Below are 15,131 nucleotides of genomic sequence, written 5' to 3'. Positions count from 1 at the left end.
TCGCATTCCCTAATTCGGACCAGTGGTCGATCTCGCCTACACTCGGTGCCGTGCCACGTGGTGACGGTCGACTCAGTCATGATCTGCTCCCCGGCGAGAAAGGCCCCCAGGACGCTTGCGGCGTCTTCGGGGTCTGGGCCCCCGGCGAAGAGGTCGCCAAGCTCACTTACTTCGGGCTCTACGCCCTACAGCATCGAGGCCAGGAATCCGCGGGAATCGCGGTCAGCAACGGCTCCAAGATCCTTGTCTTCAAGGACATGGGCCTCGTCTCCCAGGTCTTCGACGAGACCTCGCTCGGCGCCCTCCAGGGGCATATCGCGGTCGGTCACGCCCGCTACTCGACCACCGGCGCCTCCACCTGGGAGAACGCCCAGCCCACCTTCCGCGCGACCGGCCACGGCTCCATCGCCCTCGGCCACAACGGCAACCTCGTCAACACGGCGCAGCTCGCCGAGATGGTCGCCGACCTGCCCAAGCAGCACGACGGCCGCACTCCGCGCGTCGCGGCGACCAACGACACCGATCTGCTGACGGCCCTCCTGGCCGCCCAGAACGACGACGACGGCAAGCCCCTCACCATCGAAGAGGCCTCCGCGCGGATACTCCCGCAGGTCAAGGGCGCCTTCTCGCTCGTTTTCATGGACGAGAACACGCTGTACGCCGCCCGCGACCCGCAGGGCATCCGCCCGCTGGTCCTCGGCCGCCTGGAGCGCGGCTGGGTCGTCGCCTCCGAGTCCGCCGCCCTCGACATCTGCGGCGCCGCCTATGTGCGCGAGATCGAGCCGGGCGAGTTCGTCGCCATCGACGAGAACGGCCTGCGAACCTCCCGATTCGCGGAAGCGAAGCCCAAGGGCTGTGTCTTCGAGTACGTCTATCTCGCCCGCCCGGACACCGACATCGCCGGCCGGAACGTGTACCTCTCCCGCGTGGAGATGGGTCGGAAACTCGCCAAGGAAGCCCCTGTCGAGGCCGACCTGGTGATAGCGACCCCGGAATCCGGCACCCCGGCCGCGATCGGCTACGCCGAGGCCTCCGGAATCCCCTTCGGCGCCGGCCTCGTCAAGAACGCCTATGTCGGACGTACGTTCATCCAGCCCTCCCAGACGATCCGGCAGCTCGGTATCCGGCTGAAGCTGAACCCGCTGAAGGAAGTCATCAAGGGCAAGCGCCTGGTCGTCGTCGACGACTCGATCGTGCGCGGCAACACCCAGCGCGCGCTGGTTCGCATGCTCCGCGAGGCCGGGGCGGCCGAGGTCCACATCCGGATCTCGTCCCCGCCCGTCAAGTGGCCCTGCTTCTTCGGCATCGACTTCGCCACCCGCGCCGAGCTGATCGCCAACGGCATGACCATCGACGAGATCGGCACCTCGCTCGGCGCCGACTCCCTCTCGTACATCTCCATCGACGGCATGATCGAGGCGACCACCATCGCCAAGCCGAACCTGTGCCGCGCCTGCTTCGACGGCGAGTACCCGATGGACCTCCCGGACCCCGAACTGCTCGGCAAGCAGCTCCTGGAGACCGAGCTGGCCGCAGGGCCCGCCGCCACGGCCGCGGCCGACGCGATCCGTCGCCCGTAAGCCCTCTTCCGGCTCCTGCTTCACATCAACCTGAAAGATCCCAGGCAATGCCAGAGACCAACTCTGCCTCCGGTGCTTCCTACGCCGCCGCCGGCGTCGACATCGAGGCGGGCGACCGCGCCGTCGAGCTGATGAAGGAGTGGGTGAAGAAGACGCAGCGCCCCGAGGTCCTCGGCGGCCTCGGCGGCTTCGCCGGCCTCTTCGACGCCTCCGCCCTCAAGCGCTACGAGCGCCCGCTGCTCGCCTCCGCGACGGACGGCGTCGGCACGAAGGTCGACATCGCCCGGCAGCTCGGCGTGTACGACACCATCGGCCACGACCTGGTCGCCATGGTGATGGACGACATCGTGGTGTGCGGCGCCGAACCGCTGTTCATGACGGACTACATCTGCGTCGGCAAGGTCCACCCCGAGCGCGTCGCCGCGATCGTCAAGGGCATCGCCGAGGGCTGCGTACTGGCCGGATGCGCTCTGGTCGGCGGCGAGACGGCCGAACACCCCGGTCTGCTCGGTCCGGACGACTTCGACGTCGCCGGCGCCGGTACGGGCGTCGTGGAGGCGGACCGGCTGCTCGGCGCGGATCGCATCCGTACGGGTGACGCGGTCATCGCCATGGAGGCCTCCGGGCTTCACTCGAACGGGTACTCACTCGTCCGCCATGTCCTCCTGAACCAGGCGGGCCTGTCCCTGGACGCGCACATCGACGAGCTGGGCCGGACTCTCGGCGAGGAACTCCTGGTCCCCACCAAGATCTACTCCCTGGACTGCCTGGCCCTCACCCGGACTACCGACGTCCACGCCTACTCCCACATCACCGGCGGCGGCCTGGCCGCCAACCTGGCCCGTGTGATCCCGGACACCCTCCACGCGATCGTCGACCGCTCCACCTGGACCCCGGCCCCGATCTTCGACCTCGTCGGCAGGACAGGCTCCGTCGAACGCCTGGAGCTGGAAAAGACCCTGAACATGGGCGTAGGCATGATCGCCATCGTCCCCGAGGACTCAGCAGACGCAGCCCTGACCACCCTGGCGGACCGAGGCGTAGAGGCCTGGGTAGCAGGCGAGATCACCGACCGAGGCGACCACAAAACGGGCGCAGAGCTGGTAGACGACTATGCACGGAACTAATCGCCCAGGAGGCCCAGGACGGCTTGGACGGCTGGGGGGACGGCCAGGCGGCGCAGCCGCCGGCCGTCAGGGGCGCGGGGAACTGCGCGATCAGCCACAACGCACCGAAAGCCGCCAACCCACAGCACCCCCGACCCACTAGGCGCCCCCGCCCAACCCAAGCGGAGCGGCAACGCACCAAAACCCGGTCCGGCGAAACGCCCCGGACCGGGAGAGGTGCAGCTGATGCCTACAGGTACAGGATCTGTGTCGACATGTTCAGCGCGCCGCAGGCAGACGTAAAACGTCAAGCCCCACGGCGTTGTTGCGACGAGGGGCCTGAGGACTGGTCGTCCTCATCCTCATCGTCGTCGTTGTACAGATCCGCGTACTGAGCGTACGGGTCGTCTTCTTCCTCGTCGTCGTCCTCGAACGGCTCGCCATTCGGCGGCTGGCTCGAAGTCGAAGCGCCCAGCTCATTGGCCAGACGCGAGAGGTCAGTCCCGCCGCTGCTGTACTTCAGCTGGCGGGCGACCTTCGTCTGCTTGGCCTTTGCCCGGCCGCGCCCCATGGCTCGACCCCCTCGGATACGGGGCTCGGTGGCCCCAGAGTCTTGACACGCGTTCATGATCTGGAACGGGCTCTCCGCAGAGAGACCGGTCCGTAGGGCTTCCACGGTACCTGAGCCCACGCCCATACGGTACGTCGCCCGCAGCACGTGCCGATGCCCAGAACCCGCGAGGTGCCCTGTCCCCGCTGGTCAACCGCGATTTTAACCACTTCTTCGCGGCCGACCCGCCGACGGGAGTGAGAGTTCTCTCCAACACCCCGCCGACAGGTACCTCCGCGCTCCGTGGACCTACCGGTTCCGCCGGGCCTCCGCCATCCGCTGCTCGGCGATCCGGTCGGCCGCCGCGGCCGGCGGAATCCCGTCCGTCTTCGCACGTGCGAATATGGCCAGCGTGGTGTCGAAGATCCGGGCCGCCTTCGCCTTGCACCGCTCGAAGTCGAACCCGTGCAGTTCGTCGGCCACCTGGATCACGCCACCGGCGTTCACGACGTAGTCGGGCGCGTAGAGGATTCCCCGGTCCGCGAGGTCCTTCTCGACGCCCGGGTGCGAGAGCTGGTTGTTGGCCGCGCCGCACACGATCCTGGCGGTCAGCACGGGCACGGTGTCGTCGCTCAACGCCCCGCCCAGCGCACAGGGCGCGTAGATGTCCAGCCCCTCGGTCCGGATCAGCGCGGCGGTGTCGGCCACGGCGGTGACCCCGCCGTCGGGGTGGGTGGCCAGAATCCGACGTACGGCGTCCTCCCGTACGTCCGTGATCACGACCTCGGCGCCCTCCTCGCGAAGATGCCGGACCAGGTGGTGGCCGACCTTGCCGACGCCCGCGATGCCGACGCGGCGACCGCGCAGCGACGGATCGCCCCACAGATGCTGGGCGGAGGCCCGCATCCCCTGGTAGACGCCGAAGGCGGTCAGCACGGACGAGTCGCCCGCGCCACCGTTCTCCGGGGACCGCCCGGTCGTCCAGCGGCACTCGCGCGCGACGACATCCATGTCGGCGACATACGTCCCGACGTCGCACGCGGTGACGTACCGCCCGCCGAGCGAGGCCACGAACCGGCCGTACGCGAGGAGCAGTTCCTCGCTCTTGATGGTGTCTGGGTCGCCGATGATCACGGCCTTGCCGCCGCCGTGGTCGAGACCGGCCATGGCGTTCTTGTACGACATCCCGCGCGCGAGGTTCAGCGCGTCGGCGACGGCCTCCGCCTCGCTCGCGTACGGGTAGAAGCGGGTACCGCCGAGCGCGGGGCCCAGGGCGGTGGAGTGGATGGCGATGACGGCCTTGAGGCCGGTGGGCCGGTCCTGGCAGAGCACGACTTGCTCATGACCCCCCTGGTCCGAGTGGAACAGGGTGTGCAGTACATCAGCAGGCGCGCCGGTTACGTCGGTCACTGTGGTGACTCCAGGGTAAGTAGCGGCGGTCGGGGCTGGAGCCCGTACGGGTGGCGGGCCTCCGTGGGCATGAGAGTAAAGCCCCTCCCCGGCCTCCGTACGCCAACCGTCCCCGCAGTGCCAAGGATCACCCACGGGTGACGTGGGACCGTATGACGGTTTGCATAATTTTCCCGTGCTGCTGTGTGCTGGTTCCGCTGCTTGCCGGGGTTTTCCCGGCTGTCCAAGGGGGAGGGAGCAGGCGTGCCCAAGGTGTCCTCGGTGATCGTTCCGTACGCGTCCTACTTGCGCGTCTACGAGCCGCTGGCGGCCTTCCCGGAGCCGGAGCGCGGCCACTGGGCGCGCTACGCCCGGCGGCCCGACCGGCCCTCGTACCAGGACGAACTGCGCCGCTCCCTGGCCGACCTGCTGCCCACCCCGCCGGTCGCGGTGCCGGTGCACGAGAGCGCCGACGCGTTCGTGACCGAGGTCGACGGGGTGGTCTGCGTCTGCCCCTGGCGCACCAGGCTGCGCGGCTGGCAGGCGCTGGGCGAGCTGGCCGGGGAACTGCCCGCGCCGGTCCTGGACGCGGTTCTGCCGCCTCTCGTACGCCATCAGGCCACCCAGGACTACGAGCGCTGGCTGACCCGCAACCCGGACGCCCGCCCATGGATCCGCACGGCGACCTGGGAGGTGCCGCTGAACTGGTTCGTGCTGGTCTCCGACGAGGAGCGCGAGTACGACAGGGGTTCGGGCGCCGACGAGGGCGCGGCGCCGCCCGTCCTGCGCTACCGGACGCCGATGGTCCAGGCGCGGCGGCGCGTGGCGCGGGGGCTGCGGACCCTGCGGGACACCCTCGACGAGGGGCCGCTCATCGACGGGCTGCAGGATGTCGGGCGGTGGCTGGAGGAGTTCCATCCGCGGTCACTGGTCGAGCTGGACTACGGCGGGCTCGTGCATGTGCTGCCGGCCGGTGAGCTGGCGGGGGACCACTCGGCGGCGGACGTGGCCGAGGGCATCGAGGCGCTGCGCGACGGGGACGGCGAGGCGGCCGGGGAGGCGTACGGGCGGCTCGTGGACCGGTGGCGGGCGGTGCGGGACCGGCGGTCGGCGAACTGACCGACGATCCGGTTCGGAACCGACGGCTCGGAACTGACGGTTCGTCAAAAAAGGACTCCCTGGAACGTGAGTTCCATTTTTGTGGGACGCTCTTGGGGCTGCCGTGGGACGTAGGTCCCGATCCGGGCGTTTGTGTCAAGCGTGACGGACCGCACGTACAGGTGGCTTGCGTCCCTTGCCCCTCCTCGTGCCAAAATAGGACAAGGAGTCCGGGGGAGGCTCTATCTGCCCATCTATGGGTGGAATCTCTGCATTGCACGCTATGGGGGGTCTCGTGACTCCTGATCGCCACTGTGACTGATCGTCACAGTGGCGTGACTGTCCGCTATGGCATGGTCCATTGGCTTCCGTCGCCGATGGACACCTGGGAGGGCAATTCCATCGGTTTGGCCTACGCGGTTGGACAGATGGTGTAGTTGTAGTGCCGAGGACAAGCCGTTCGTCCTATAACCGACTCGACCCGCGTCCGCCATTTCGGGCAACGCGGGTCAAGGTGCAGAATTTAGAGGAATGAACCGAGAAGGTTCGGTTCTCCCGAGGAGGCCGCTCATGACCGCTCGCACCCCTGATGCCGAGCCGCTGCTGACCCCGGCTGAGGTCGCCACCATGTTCCGCGTCGACCCCAAGACGGTCACGCGGTGGGCGAAGGCCGGCAAGCTCACATCCATTCGCACGCTCGGCGGACACCGCCGTTATCGCGAGGCCGAGGTTCGCGCTCTGCTTGCGGGCATTCCGCAGCAGCGCAGCGAGGCCTGACCAACTGAATAGTCGGACGTTTCGGCAGGTCCCCCAACTATCGGCCGAGCCGTCCGGCGGCAACACCAGCAAGAACAGCAGTAGCAACAGCACCAACAGCTTCAACGACGTGGGTCTGCCCCAACAGGCCTGACGCTCAAGGCAGTTCCGTCAGTTCCATAGCTTCAAGCGTGCGTCGTAGAGATCGCGCTGGACTCCGCCGGGTCCAGCGCGATCTTTTTTGTGCCCATCGTGCGGGGTGGCACGTGGTGCTGTGAGCGGGCTTGTTGGAGTCTGAGGAGACCGGTGCAATTGCACATATTAAATTGACCGGTTGTAGGAGGTGGGTAAGAACCCACCTTTTGAAAACTCATGCGGTGACACCCGTCACACGCTGCACGCCTTGTTGACGGAGCAGCAGTAGTGCTATTGGGGCGTGGTGTTGGCACCGGGTGCCTCGTCCGCCTCGGAGGGTTCCATGGCGAGCCGCAGTAACCGATGGCAGATCGGACAGTGCCGCGTGAGATGGCGGTACCCGCTGGCGGCCGACAGATGTGCCCGAAGCAGAGCACGCGTCTCATGCCGCCGCGTGGACGCCGCCATACGCCACCTCCAGAAGGGGACAGGGCAACGAGGGCCCTGCTCTCTGGGTACCTGGGGAGGGCGGTGCCGTCAATAAGGCGACAACGCGAGAGGGCCCGAGTCGTGAGACTCGGGCCCTCTCGTACTTCACTGCGGTCCTGACGGGATTTGCTGCATCTGATTGCGGCTCCGCCGCGGGCGCGGCCTCCACCTTGTCAGGCTGACGAGCAGGTCGGAGGCGGTGTCCGCGGCATGCGAAAGGCCCGCGTCCGTGTGCCGGATGCGGGCCTCGCTCTTCACTGCGGTCCTGGCGGGATTTGCTGCATCTGATTGCGGCTCCGCCGCGGGCGCGGCCTCCACCTTGACAGGCCGACGAGCAGGTCGGAGGCGGTGTCCGCGGCATGCGAAAGGCCCGCGTCCGTGTGCCGGATGCGGGCCTCGCTCTTCACTGCGGTCCTGACGGGATTTGCTGCATCTGATTGCGGCTCCGCCGCGGGCGCGGCCTCCACCTTGACAGGCCGACGAGCAGGTCGGAGGCGGTGCCCGCGACATGCGAAAGGCCCGCGTCCGTTCGCCGGATGCGGGCCTCGCCCTTCACTGCGGTCCTGACGGGATTTGAACCCGCGGCCTCCACCTTGACAGGGTGGCGAGCACTCCAAACTGCTCCACAGGACCAGGTTTCGCGGCACTTGACGCTGCGCTGTGCTGCGAAAAGAGACTGTACAGGAGGGTGGCCCCAGGGTCGAACTCACCCAGCGTGCCGGGGGCGTTACGGCGCCTGGGCGTCGATCGCCTTCACGATCCGCTTGTCCGACACCGGGTACGCCGTGCCCAGCGCGTGGGCGAAGTAGCTGACGCGGAGCTCCTCGATCATCCAGCGGATGTCCGTGACCGCAGAGGGCACCGGGCGCCCCTGCGGCAGCTGCTCAAGCAGCCACGCGTACTCGTCCTGCATCTCGTGCACCTTCTCCATGCGGGTGGTGTCCCGCTGGACGTTGGTGGGCATCTGCTGCAGGCGCCGGTCCACGGCGACGAGGTAGCGCATCAGGTCGGGCAGCCGGCGCAGCCCGACCGCGGTCACGAAGCCGGGCCGTACGAGGGCGTCCAGCTGCTTCCGTACGTCCGTCAGGTTCGGCAGCAGCACAGCGCTCCGTACGCCCTTCAGGCGGCGCTCACAGGCCTGCCAGGCGGCCAGCACCTGCTGCACCTGGCCGACCGTACGGACCGTCGTGTCGACGATCTCCGCGCGGACCTTGTCGTACAGCTTCCGGTGCGACTCCTCGTCCCACGCGGGGCCGCCGAAATCGGCGATCAGCTTGTCGGCCGCGGCCATCGCGCAGTCGTCGAAGAGGGCCTGGATCGAACCGTGCGGATTCGCGGACAGCGCGAGCTTCTGAACATTCGTCAACTTCTCGGAAGCGAACTTCGCAGGGTTGACCGGGATGTTGCGCAGAATGAGCCGCCGGGAGCCCTTCCACATCGCCTGCTGCTGCTCCGCCTCGGTGTCGAAGAGGCGTACGGAGACGGTGTCGCCGTTGTCGACCAGTGCCGGGTACGCCTTCACCGGCTGGCCGGCTCTGCGCGTCTCGAAGAGGGGTGCGAGGGTCCCGATCGACCAGTCCGTGAGGCCCGTCCGCTCCAGGGACTCGCCGCCGGCGCGCTCCGCGGTGGCAGCGGCGGCCTGGGAGATGGCCTGGCGCGCCTTCGGCTTGAGCCGGAGACGCAGCACCTCCAGATCCTTGTCCTCGGCCAGCTTGCGGCGCCGCTCGTCGACGATCCGGAAGGTGATGCGGAGATGGTCGGGGACCCGGTCCCGGTCGAAGTCGTCGGCGGAGAACGGGACGCCGACCATGAGCCTCAACTCACGGGCCATGGTGGTGGTCAGCGGTTCCTGGAGGGGTGTCGCGGTGTCCAGGAAGCGCTTGGCGAAGTTGGGCGCCGGGACGTAGTGGCGGCGGATCGGCTTGGGGAGGGAGCGGATGAGTTCCGTCACCAACTCCTCCCGCAGACCTGGGATCTGCCAGTCGAAGCCCTCGTCGGTGACCTGGTTCAGCACCTGGAGCGGGATGTGGACGGTCACACCGTCCGCGTCCGCACCTGGCTCGAACTGGTACGTCACCCGGAACTTGAGCGGGCCCTGATGCCAGGTGTCCGGATAGTCGTCCTTGCTGACGTCACCGGCGCGCTCGTTGATGAGCATCGCCCGCTCGAAGTCGAGGAGTTCGGGCTCCTCGTGCCTCTTGTGCTTCCACCAGGAGTCGAAGTGGGCGCCGGAGACGACGTGTTCGGGAACTCGTTGGTCGTAGAAGTCGAAGAGGGTCTCGTCATCGACGAGGATGTCCCGGCGCCGGGCCCGGTGCTCCAACTCCTCGACCTCGGTGAGGAGTCGGCGGTTGTCGGCGAAGAACTTGTGGTGCGTCCGCCAGTCGCCCTCGACCAGCGCGTTCCGGATGAACAGCTCCCGGGACACCTCCGCGTCGATCCGCCCGTAGTTCACCTTGCGCTGCGCGACGATCGGTACGCCGTACAGCGTGACCTTCTCGTACGCTATCACCGCCGCCTGGTCCTTCTCCCAGTGCGGCTCGCTGTACGTGCGCTTGAGGAGGTGCTCGGCGAGGGGCTCGACCCACTCGGGTTCGATGCGCGCGTTGACGCGGGCCCACAGCCGCGAGGTCTCCACCAGCTCCGCCGACATCACGAAGCGCGGGGGCTTCTTGAACAGGGCGGACCCGGGGAAGATCGCGAACTTGGCGTTGCGGGCACCGACGTACTCGTTCTTGCCGGAGGCGGTGGCGCGGGGGCTGTCGCCGGTCGCGGAGGAAGCTCCGGTGGCCTTCGTCGTCGCTGTCGTGTCCTTCATCCCGATGTGGGAGAGGAGGCCGGCCAGGAGGGAGACGTGGACGCTCTGCTCGGGGGCGTCGTCCTCGTTGAGGTGGATGCCCATCTGGCGGGCCACGGTACGGAGTTGGCTGTAGATGTCCTGCCACTCGCGGATGCGCAGGAAGTTCAGGTACTCCTGCTTGCACATCCGCCGGAACGAGGACGAGCCGCGCTCCGCCTGCTGCTCACGGACGTACCGCCAGAGATTGAGGAACGCGAGGAAGTCGGACGTCTCGTCGCGGAAGCGGGCGTGCTGCTGGTCGGCCTGTGTCTGCTTCTCGGCGGGGCGTTCGCGCGGGTCCTGGATGGAGAGCGCGGCGGCGATCACCATGACCTCGCGCACACAGCCGTTCTTGTCGGCCTCCAGGACCATCCGGGCGAGGCGGGGATCGACGGGCAGTTGGGCGAGCTTGCGCCCGGTGTCCGTGAGGCGTTTCCTCGGGTCCTTCTGGGCCGGGTCGAGGGCGTTCAGCTCCTGGAGCAGCTGGACGCCGTCGCGGATGTTGCGGTGGTCCGGCGGGTCGATGAAGGGGAACTTCTCGATCTCGCCGAGCCCGGCCGCGGTCATCTGGAGAATGACGGAGGCGAGGTTCGTACGGAGGATCTCGGCGTCCGTGAACTCCGGGCGGGCGAGGAAGTCGTCCTCGGAGTACAGCCGGATACAGATGCCGTCGCTGGTGCGTCCGCAGCGGCCCTTGCGCTGGTTGGCGCTGGCCTGGGAGATCGCCTCGATGGGGAGGCGCTGGACCTTGGTGCGATGGCTGTAGCGGGAGATACGCGCGAAGCCCGGGTCGATGACGTACTTGATGCCCGGCACCGTGAGTGAGGTCTCGGCGACGTTGGTCGCCAGAACGATCCTGCGCCCGGTGTGCTGCTGGAACACGCGGTGCTGCTCGGCGTGGGAGAGCCGGGCGTAGAGGGGCAGGACTTCGGTGAACCGATAGTTCTTCTTGGTGAGCGCGTCGGCGGTGTCGCGAATTTCTCGCTCACCGGAGAGAAAGACGAGGATGTCGCCCTTGCCCTCGCCCTGAAGCTCCTCGACGGCGTCGCAGATGGCGGTGATCTGATCGCGGTCGGAGTCGTCGCTGTCCTCTTCGAGAAGGGGCCGGTACCGGACCTCGACGGGGTAGGTACGGCCGCTGACCTCGACGATGGGCGCATCCCCGAAATGCCGGGAGAAACGCTCGGGATCGATGGTGGCAGAGGTGATGACGACTTTCAGATCCGGCCGCTTGGGCAGCAGCTGGGCGAGATACCCCAGCAGGAAGTCGATGTTGAGGGACCGCTCGTGTGCCTCGTCGATGATGATCGTGTCGTAGGCGCGCAGCTCGCGGTCGGTCTGGATCTCGGCGAGCAGGATGCCGTCGGTCATGAGCTTGATGAAGGTGGCGTCCGGGTTCACCTGGTCGGTGAACCGCACTTTCCAGCCGACGGCTTCGCCGAGGGGCGTGTCCAGCTCGTCGGCGACGCGCTCGGCGACGGTACGGGCGGCGATACGACGGGGCTGGGTGTGCCCGATCATGCCGCGCACGCCACGCCCCAGCTCGACGCAGATCTTCGGAATCTGGGTGGTCTTGCCGGACCCGGTCTCACCGGCCACGATGACGACCTGGTGATCGCGGATGGCGTCCGCGATGACGTCCTTCTTCTGGCTGACGGGCAGTTGCTCGGGATAGCTGACGGAGGGCACACGTGCGCGCCGCTCGGCCATCCGCACCTCACCCTTGGCGACTTCGGCCTCGATCTCGGCGACGACGGCGGCACGGGCTTCCGGCTTACGGATCTTGCGCGCACCTTCGAGCCTGCGCCCGAGCCGGTGCGCGTCGCGCAGGGACAGCTCGGTCAGGCGGGGGGCGAGATCGCCGAGGGCGGGAGCGGCGGGGCCGGGGGCGGAGGCAGGGTGCGTAGACATACGCGATCCAGGATCTCACCTCGCCCAATTTCCTGGCGAACCCTTTTGCCTCGCCCGAGCCGCATCCCTCACACCCCGGGCGCCCCAGACACCGTCTCCACCGTCTCCGTGCTTCGCCGCCCCGTGTCCCCAAGCGCAATCGTCTTCGCGGTGTTGGACACCGCCTTGATGCTCAGATACGCGGTCGTCATTGTGCTGACAGATGTGAACGCCGCCGTCAGGATGCCGACGACCACCGCCGAGTCCCCGTGCAGACGCCACACACCGGCGATCGCCACCCCGGATATGGCGACATTGCTGATGATCACCGCCAGGAGCCCATACAGCGCCCGGCTCCTCTCCAGCGCGTCATGATCCTGCCTGACTCTTGCCCCGCCCTGCGTCATCGTCCCCGCCCCGCCTTACCCCTCACCGCACTATCCCGACCGGCCAGAACCTAGCGCCGCCCGCAACCCCCTGCCAACCGTGGACACGACAAAGACCCCGTCCGTTATGGACGGGGCCTTCGGATTGTGGCTGGGGCCGGGGTCGAACCGGCGACCTATCGCTTTTCAGGCGATCGCTCGTACCAACTGAGCTACCCAGCCACGAGGTTTCACGTGAAACATGTAACCTCAGCGGTCCTGACGGGATTTGAACCCGCGGCCTCCACCTTGACAGGGTGGCGAGCACTCCAAACTGCTCCACAGGACCTTGCTGTTGTGTGCGACGTAAGTCTTGCACACCGTGTCGTGTGCTCCCAACGTGTTTCCCGGCTGGCTGGCGGGCCGAAGTCGCTGGAAAAGCGTATCAGACCACGGGCGATGCTCCGCGCACGCGACAACCGCACGACAACGCAGGTGGAGGGGCATGCCGTCCGGCTCGCCGGGTGTCCCGCCGGCCTCGCGCGCCGCCGAGTTTGGCCGCGGAGATGGTGGGGCACCCGGCGATGAGGTCGACGGGCATCAGGGCGTTCACCGTCCCCTCTGCCCCCACCCTCATCCCCAGGAGGAGTCATGGTCGACAAAGGTCGGACCGACAGGATCAAGGGCAAGGCCAAGGAAATGACCGGCAAGGCCACCAGCGACCGAGAGCAGGAGATGGAAGGCAAGCTGGAGCAGGCTCGCGGTGAGGCCAAGAAGATCAAGGGCAAGGCCCAGGAGCGGGCCGAGAAGGCAACGCGCTCGGCGAGGCGGGACCGCGGCTGAGTCCGCTGCCTCCCGAATCCCTCCTCGCGTGCCCCCGAATGAACCCGCCGAATCAATCCGCTGGGATCGCCGCGCGGTCCGTTTGCTCGACGCGTGCCGGGTACTCGGAAGGCCCATTCGAGAACCTAGGAGGTGCCTCCCTCATGGAACCCGGCACCAGTACGGACATCCGCCTGGAGCACGAGGCCACGACGACCGGGGACAACGAGCCGGTCGCACTGCCCGGCGCCCGGCACTCCCAGCGTGCCGGCGAGCGTGAGCCGGAGAGTCCCGACCAGGAGAGCCACATCATCCGGGGCGAGGACTGAAGAGGCTGACAAGGGCTGACGAGGACTGGCAACGGTCACTGGTCTTCCGGCGTTGCCCGGAGTCTGGTGACCGTCTCGGCGATCTGGCCCTGGAACGACTCGGGGACGTCGTCGCCCGTGACAGCGCCGACCAGACTGTCGGCCACCTCGTGCAGCTTGGTGTTGGTGTTCTGGGAGACCGACACCAGCACCTGCCAGGCGTCGTCGGCGCTCAGACCGAAGGACGCCATGAGAACGCCCCGGGCCAGATCGATGACCGGCCGCGTCTGCATGGCCCGCCTCAGCTGAACCACCTCGATACGCAGATCCTGGTCCACCTCACCGAGCGAACCAGGCGAACCGAGCGAACCGAGCGAGGTGATCTCCGCCCCGGTTTCCTCGTCCTCCGACTCGTCCTCCGCCTCGTCCTCGCCGGTGGCGATGAACAGCGGCAGCGTGCCGGTGAGCGACAGCAGCCGCAGCACCGCGGTGCCGGCCGCCCGTACCGTGATGGTCTTGCCCTCGTCGAGGGCGTGCCCGCGGAGGCGCAGCAGGACGTTCAGGCCGGAGCAGTCGCAGAAGTCGACGCCGGTCAGATCGAGGTCGATGCCGCGGTCCGAGCGGGCGAGGGCCTGGCGCAGGCCGTTGTGCAGGGCCTGTTCCGTGACCAGGTCGATCGCTCCGGACACGACGACGAGCGTTCCGTGGTCCGAGGGGCGTGTCTCGATCTCCAGCGGCGGGGCCCCGGTGAGCTGAGTAGGAACTCCACGTTCTGACATCGCGGCCACTCCGTAGGCATCGGTCCGTGCCTGCTGCGTTCAGGTTCGGTCCGGAGGGTCTCATACGTCAAGAGATACATGAAATGAAGTTCGGCCTTTTGAATGCGTGAATCGATCGGCCTATCCTGGCGGCATGCCTGGAGTACCCGAATCGCACACCGGCTGGACGTTCCTCACCAATCATTCCCGCGTGCTGGCCGCGATCGCGGAGGATCCCACCACCCGGATCCGCGACATCGCCGCACGGTGCAGGCTCACGGAGCGGGCCGTACAGAAGATCGTCTCGGATCTGGAGTCGGCCGGTTATCTCACCCACACCCGTCAGGGACGCTCGAACGCGTATCGCATCGAGGACGGGACGATCCTGCGGCACCCCGCCGACGAGGGGCTGACCGTGGCACGGCTGCTGTCGCTCCTCGCCCGGCACGACGCCGAGCACGGGGAGGGCCAGCGCGAGCTGCAGTCGACGGCCCCGCACGCGCGAAGCCCCGAGGACGACGCGTGACGCGTTGAGCGAGTCCCTCGTGGGTACCCGCGTCCCGACCGTTACGGACCCGCCGACGAAGGGACAGCGCTGTGAGCGACTACCGCACGGAAACCCCGGGGGAGGATGGGGACAAGGCGCGGCCGAAGCCTGTCCCCAGGGATCTGCCCGACCAGCAGGCCGGCGCCGACGGCGACCCCGACCCCTGGGAGCCGGCCGACCAGGATCCGGCGGCGGACGAGCGGCCCGATCCGGAGATCCCCGACACGGACGAGGCCGGTACGGGCAGGCGCGGCGCCCTGCACTCCGGCAGCGGGCGCCCAGAGCACCCCGTACCCGACGAGCCGTCCGCCTGACAGCCGGTCCCGCGGAGTCCCCAGAAGCACGAAATGGCGGCCACCCCACGAACTCGGGATGCCGCCAACCGTACTTACAAGTGCCCCCAACGGGATTCGAACCCGTGCTACCGCCTTGAAAGGGCGGCGTCCTAGGCCGCTAGACGATGAGGGCGGGGCCGCGAGAAGCATAGGTGATGGCGGGG

14 protein-coding genes and 4 tRNA genes are annotated in these 15,131 nt (G+C 67.9%); 8 read left to right on the top strand and 10 right to left on the bottom strand.

Annotated elements, in window-relative coordinates:
* The first annotated feature begins 50 nt into the window (after positions 1–50).
* Entirely contained in the window at positions 51–1,580 is a 1,530-nt protein-coding gene (gene purF, locus ACFYXF_RS09910) for an amidophosphoribosyltransferase (protein WP_369037077.1), read from the top strand.
* Positions 1,581–1,627: 47 nt separating this feature from the next.
* Complete coding sequence (purM, locus tag ACFYXF_RS09905) at positions 1,628–2,707, top strand: phosphoribosylformylglycinamidine cyclo-ligase (protein ID WP_389349062.1); 1,080 nt, start codon at positions 1,628–1,630, stop codon at positions 2,705–2,707.
* A 286-nt stretch (positions 2,708–2,993) separates the two neighbouring features.
* Here the strand turns inward: purM and ACFYXF_RS09900 are convergent, their stop codons facing one another.
* Positions 2,994–3,257: a DUF3073 domain-containing protein gene (locus ACFYXF_RS09900; protein ID WP_105975228.1), complete on the bottom strand. Its 264-nt coding sequence runs from the start codon at positions 3,255–3,257 to the stop codon at positions 2,994–2,996.
* A gap of 288 nt (positions 3,258–3,545) precedes the next feature.
* A complete protein-coding gene (locus ACFYXF_RS09895) occupies positions 3,546–4,646 on the bottom strand; it encodes a Leu/Phe/Val dehydrogenase (RefSeq protein WP_389349061.1) in 1,101 nt (366 codons plus the stop codon).
* A 243-nt stretch (positions 4,647–4,889) separates the two neighbouring features.
* On the opposite strand from ACFYXF_RS09895, the gene ACFYXF_RS09890 reads away from it, so the two are divergent.
* A complete protein-coding gene (locus tag ACFYXF_RS09890) occupies positions 4,890–5,744 on the top strand; it encodes a hypothetical protein (RefSeq protein WP_389349060.1) in 855 nt (284 codons plus the stop codon).
* A 549-nt stretch (positions 5,745–6,293) separates the two neighbouring features.
* Positions 6,294–6,500, top strand: a complete 207-nt coding sequence (gene bldC, locus ACFYXF_RS09885; RefSeq protein ID WP_003949541.1) for a developmental transcriptional regulator BldC — start codon at positions 6,294–6,296, stop codon at positions 6,498–6,500.
* 405 nt (positions 6,501–6,905) lie between these two features.
* On the opposite strand, the gene ACFYXF_RS09880 is transcribed toward bldC, so the two are convergent.
* The 6 genes from ACFYXF_RS09880 to ACFYXF_RS09855 all read right to left on the bottom strand — a co-directional run bounded on the left by ACFYXF_RS09880 (position 6,906) and on the right by ACFYXF_RS09855 (position 12,546).
* Entirely contained in the window at positions 6,906–7,082 is a 177-nt protein-coding gene (locus ACFYXF_RS09880) for a DUF6274 family protein (RefSeq protein WP_389349059.1), read from the bottom strand.
* A 579-nt stretch (positions 7,083–7,661) separates the two neighbouring features.
* Positions 7,662–7,736 (bottom strand) — tRNA-Asp (locus ACFYXF_RS09875).
* Positions 7,737–7,830: 94 nt separating this feature from the next.
* Positions 7,831–11,853 (bottom strand): ATP-dependent RNA helicase HrpA, encoded by a 4,023-nt coding sequence (gene hrpA / locus ACFYXF_RS09870; RefSeq protein WP_389349058.1) that lies wholly within the window; start codon positions 11,851–11,853, stop codon positions 7,831–7,833.
* A gap of 68 nt (positions 11,854–11,921) precedes the next feature.
* The gene (locus ACFYXF_RS09865) at positions 11,922–12,161 is read right to left on the bottom strand and encodes a hypothetical protein (RefSeq protein ID WP_389349057.1); all 240 of its coding nucleotides are present in this window, start codon (positions 12,159–12,161) and stop codon (positions 11,922–11,924) included.
* Positions 12,162–12,366: 205 nt separating this feature from the next.
* A tRNA-Phe gene (locus tag ACFYXF_RS09860) sits at positions 12,367–12,440 on the bottom strand.
* Between the two features lie 31 nt (positions 12,441–12,471).
* Positions 12,472–12,546 (bottom strand) — tRNA-Asp (locus tag ACFYXF_RS09855).
* A gap of 302 nt (positions 12,547–12,848) precedes the next feature.
* On the opposite strand from ACFYXF_RS09855, the gene ACFYXF_RS09850 reads away from it, so the two are divergent.
* The gene (locus tag ACFYXF_RS09850) at positions 12,849–13,040 is read left to right on the top strand and encodes a CsbD family protein (protein ID WP_389349056.1); all 192 of its coding nucleotides are present in this window, start codon (positions 12,849–12,851) and stop codon (positions 13,038–13,040) included.
* A 143-nt stretch (positions 13,041–13,183) separates the two neighbouring features.
* Complete coding sequence (locus ACFYXF_RS09845) at positions 13,184–13,348, top strand: hypothetical protein (RefSeq protein ID WP_389349055.1); 165 nt, start codon at positions 13,184–13,186, stop codon at positions 13,346–13,348.
* Between the two features lie 35 nt (positions 13,349–13,383).
* Here the strand turns inward: ACFYXF_RS09845 and ACFYXF_RS09840 are convergent, their stop codons facing one another.
* A complete protein-coding gene (locus ACFYXF_RS09840) occupies positions 13,384–14,106 on the bottom strand; it encodes an ANTAR domain-containing protein (RefSeq protein WP_389349054.1) in 723 nt (240 codons plus the stop codon).
* A gap of 133 nt (positions 14,107–14,239) precedes the next feature.
* Here ACFYXF_RS09840 and ACFYXF_RS09835 point away from each other — a divergent pair, with 133 nt between their 5' ends.
* Complete coding sequence (locus tag ACFYXF_RS09835; protein ID WP_389349053.1) at positions 14,240–14,611, top strand: helix-turn-helix transcriptional regulator; 372 nt, start codon at positions 14,240–14,242, stop codon at positions 14,609–14,611.
* Positions 14,612–14,682: 71 nt separating this feature from the next.
* A complete protein-coding gene (locus tag ACFYXF_RS09830) occupies positions 14,683–14,946 on the top strand; it encodes a hypothetical protein (RefSeq protein WP_389349052.1) in 264 nt (87 codons plus the stop codon).
* An 81-nt stretch (positions 14,947–15,027) separates the two neighbouring features.
* On the opposite strand, the gene ACFYXF_RS09825 is transcribed toward ACFYXF_RS09830, so the two are convergent.
* A tRNA-Glu gene (locus ACFYXF_RS09825) sits at positions 15,028–15,100 on the bottom strand.
* Positions 15,101–15,131 lie beyond the last annotated feature (31 nt).

Origin of the sequence: Streptomyces sp. NPDC002680 (assembly GCF_042889145.1) — a bacterium.
In the GTDB taxonomy this organism is placed as follows: domain Bacteria; phylum Actinomycetota; class Actinomycetes; order Streptomycetales; family Streptomycetaceae; genus Streptomyces; species Streptomyces adonidis.
This window is presented reverse-complemented; position numbering and strand designations above follow the sequence as displayed.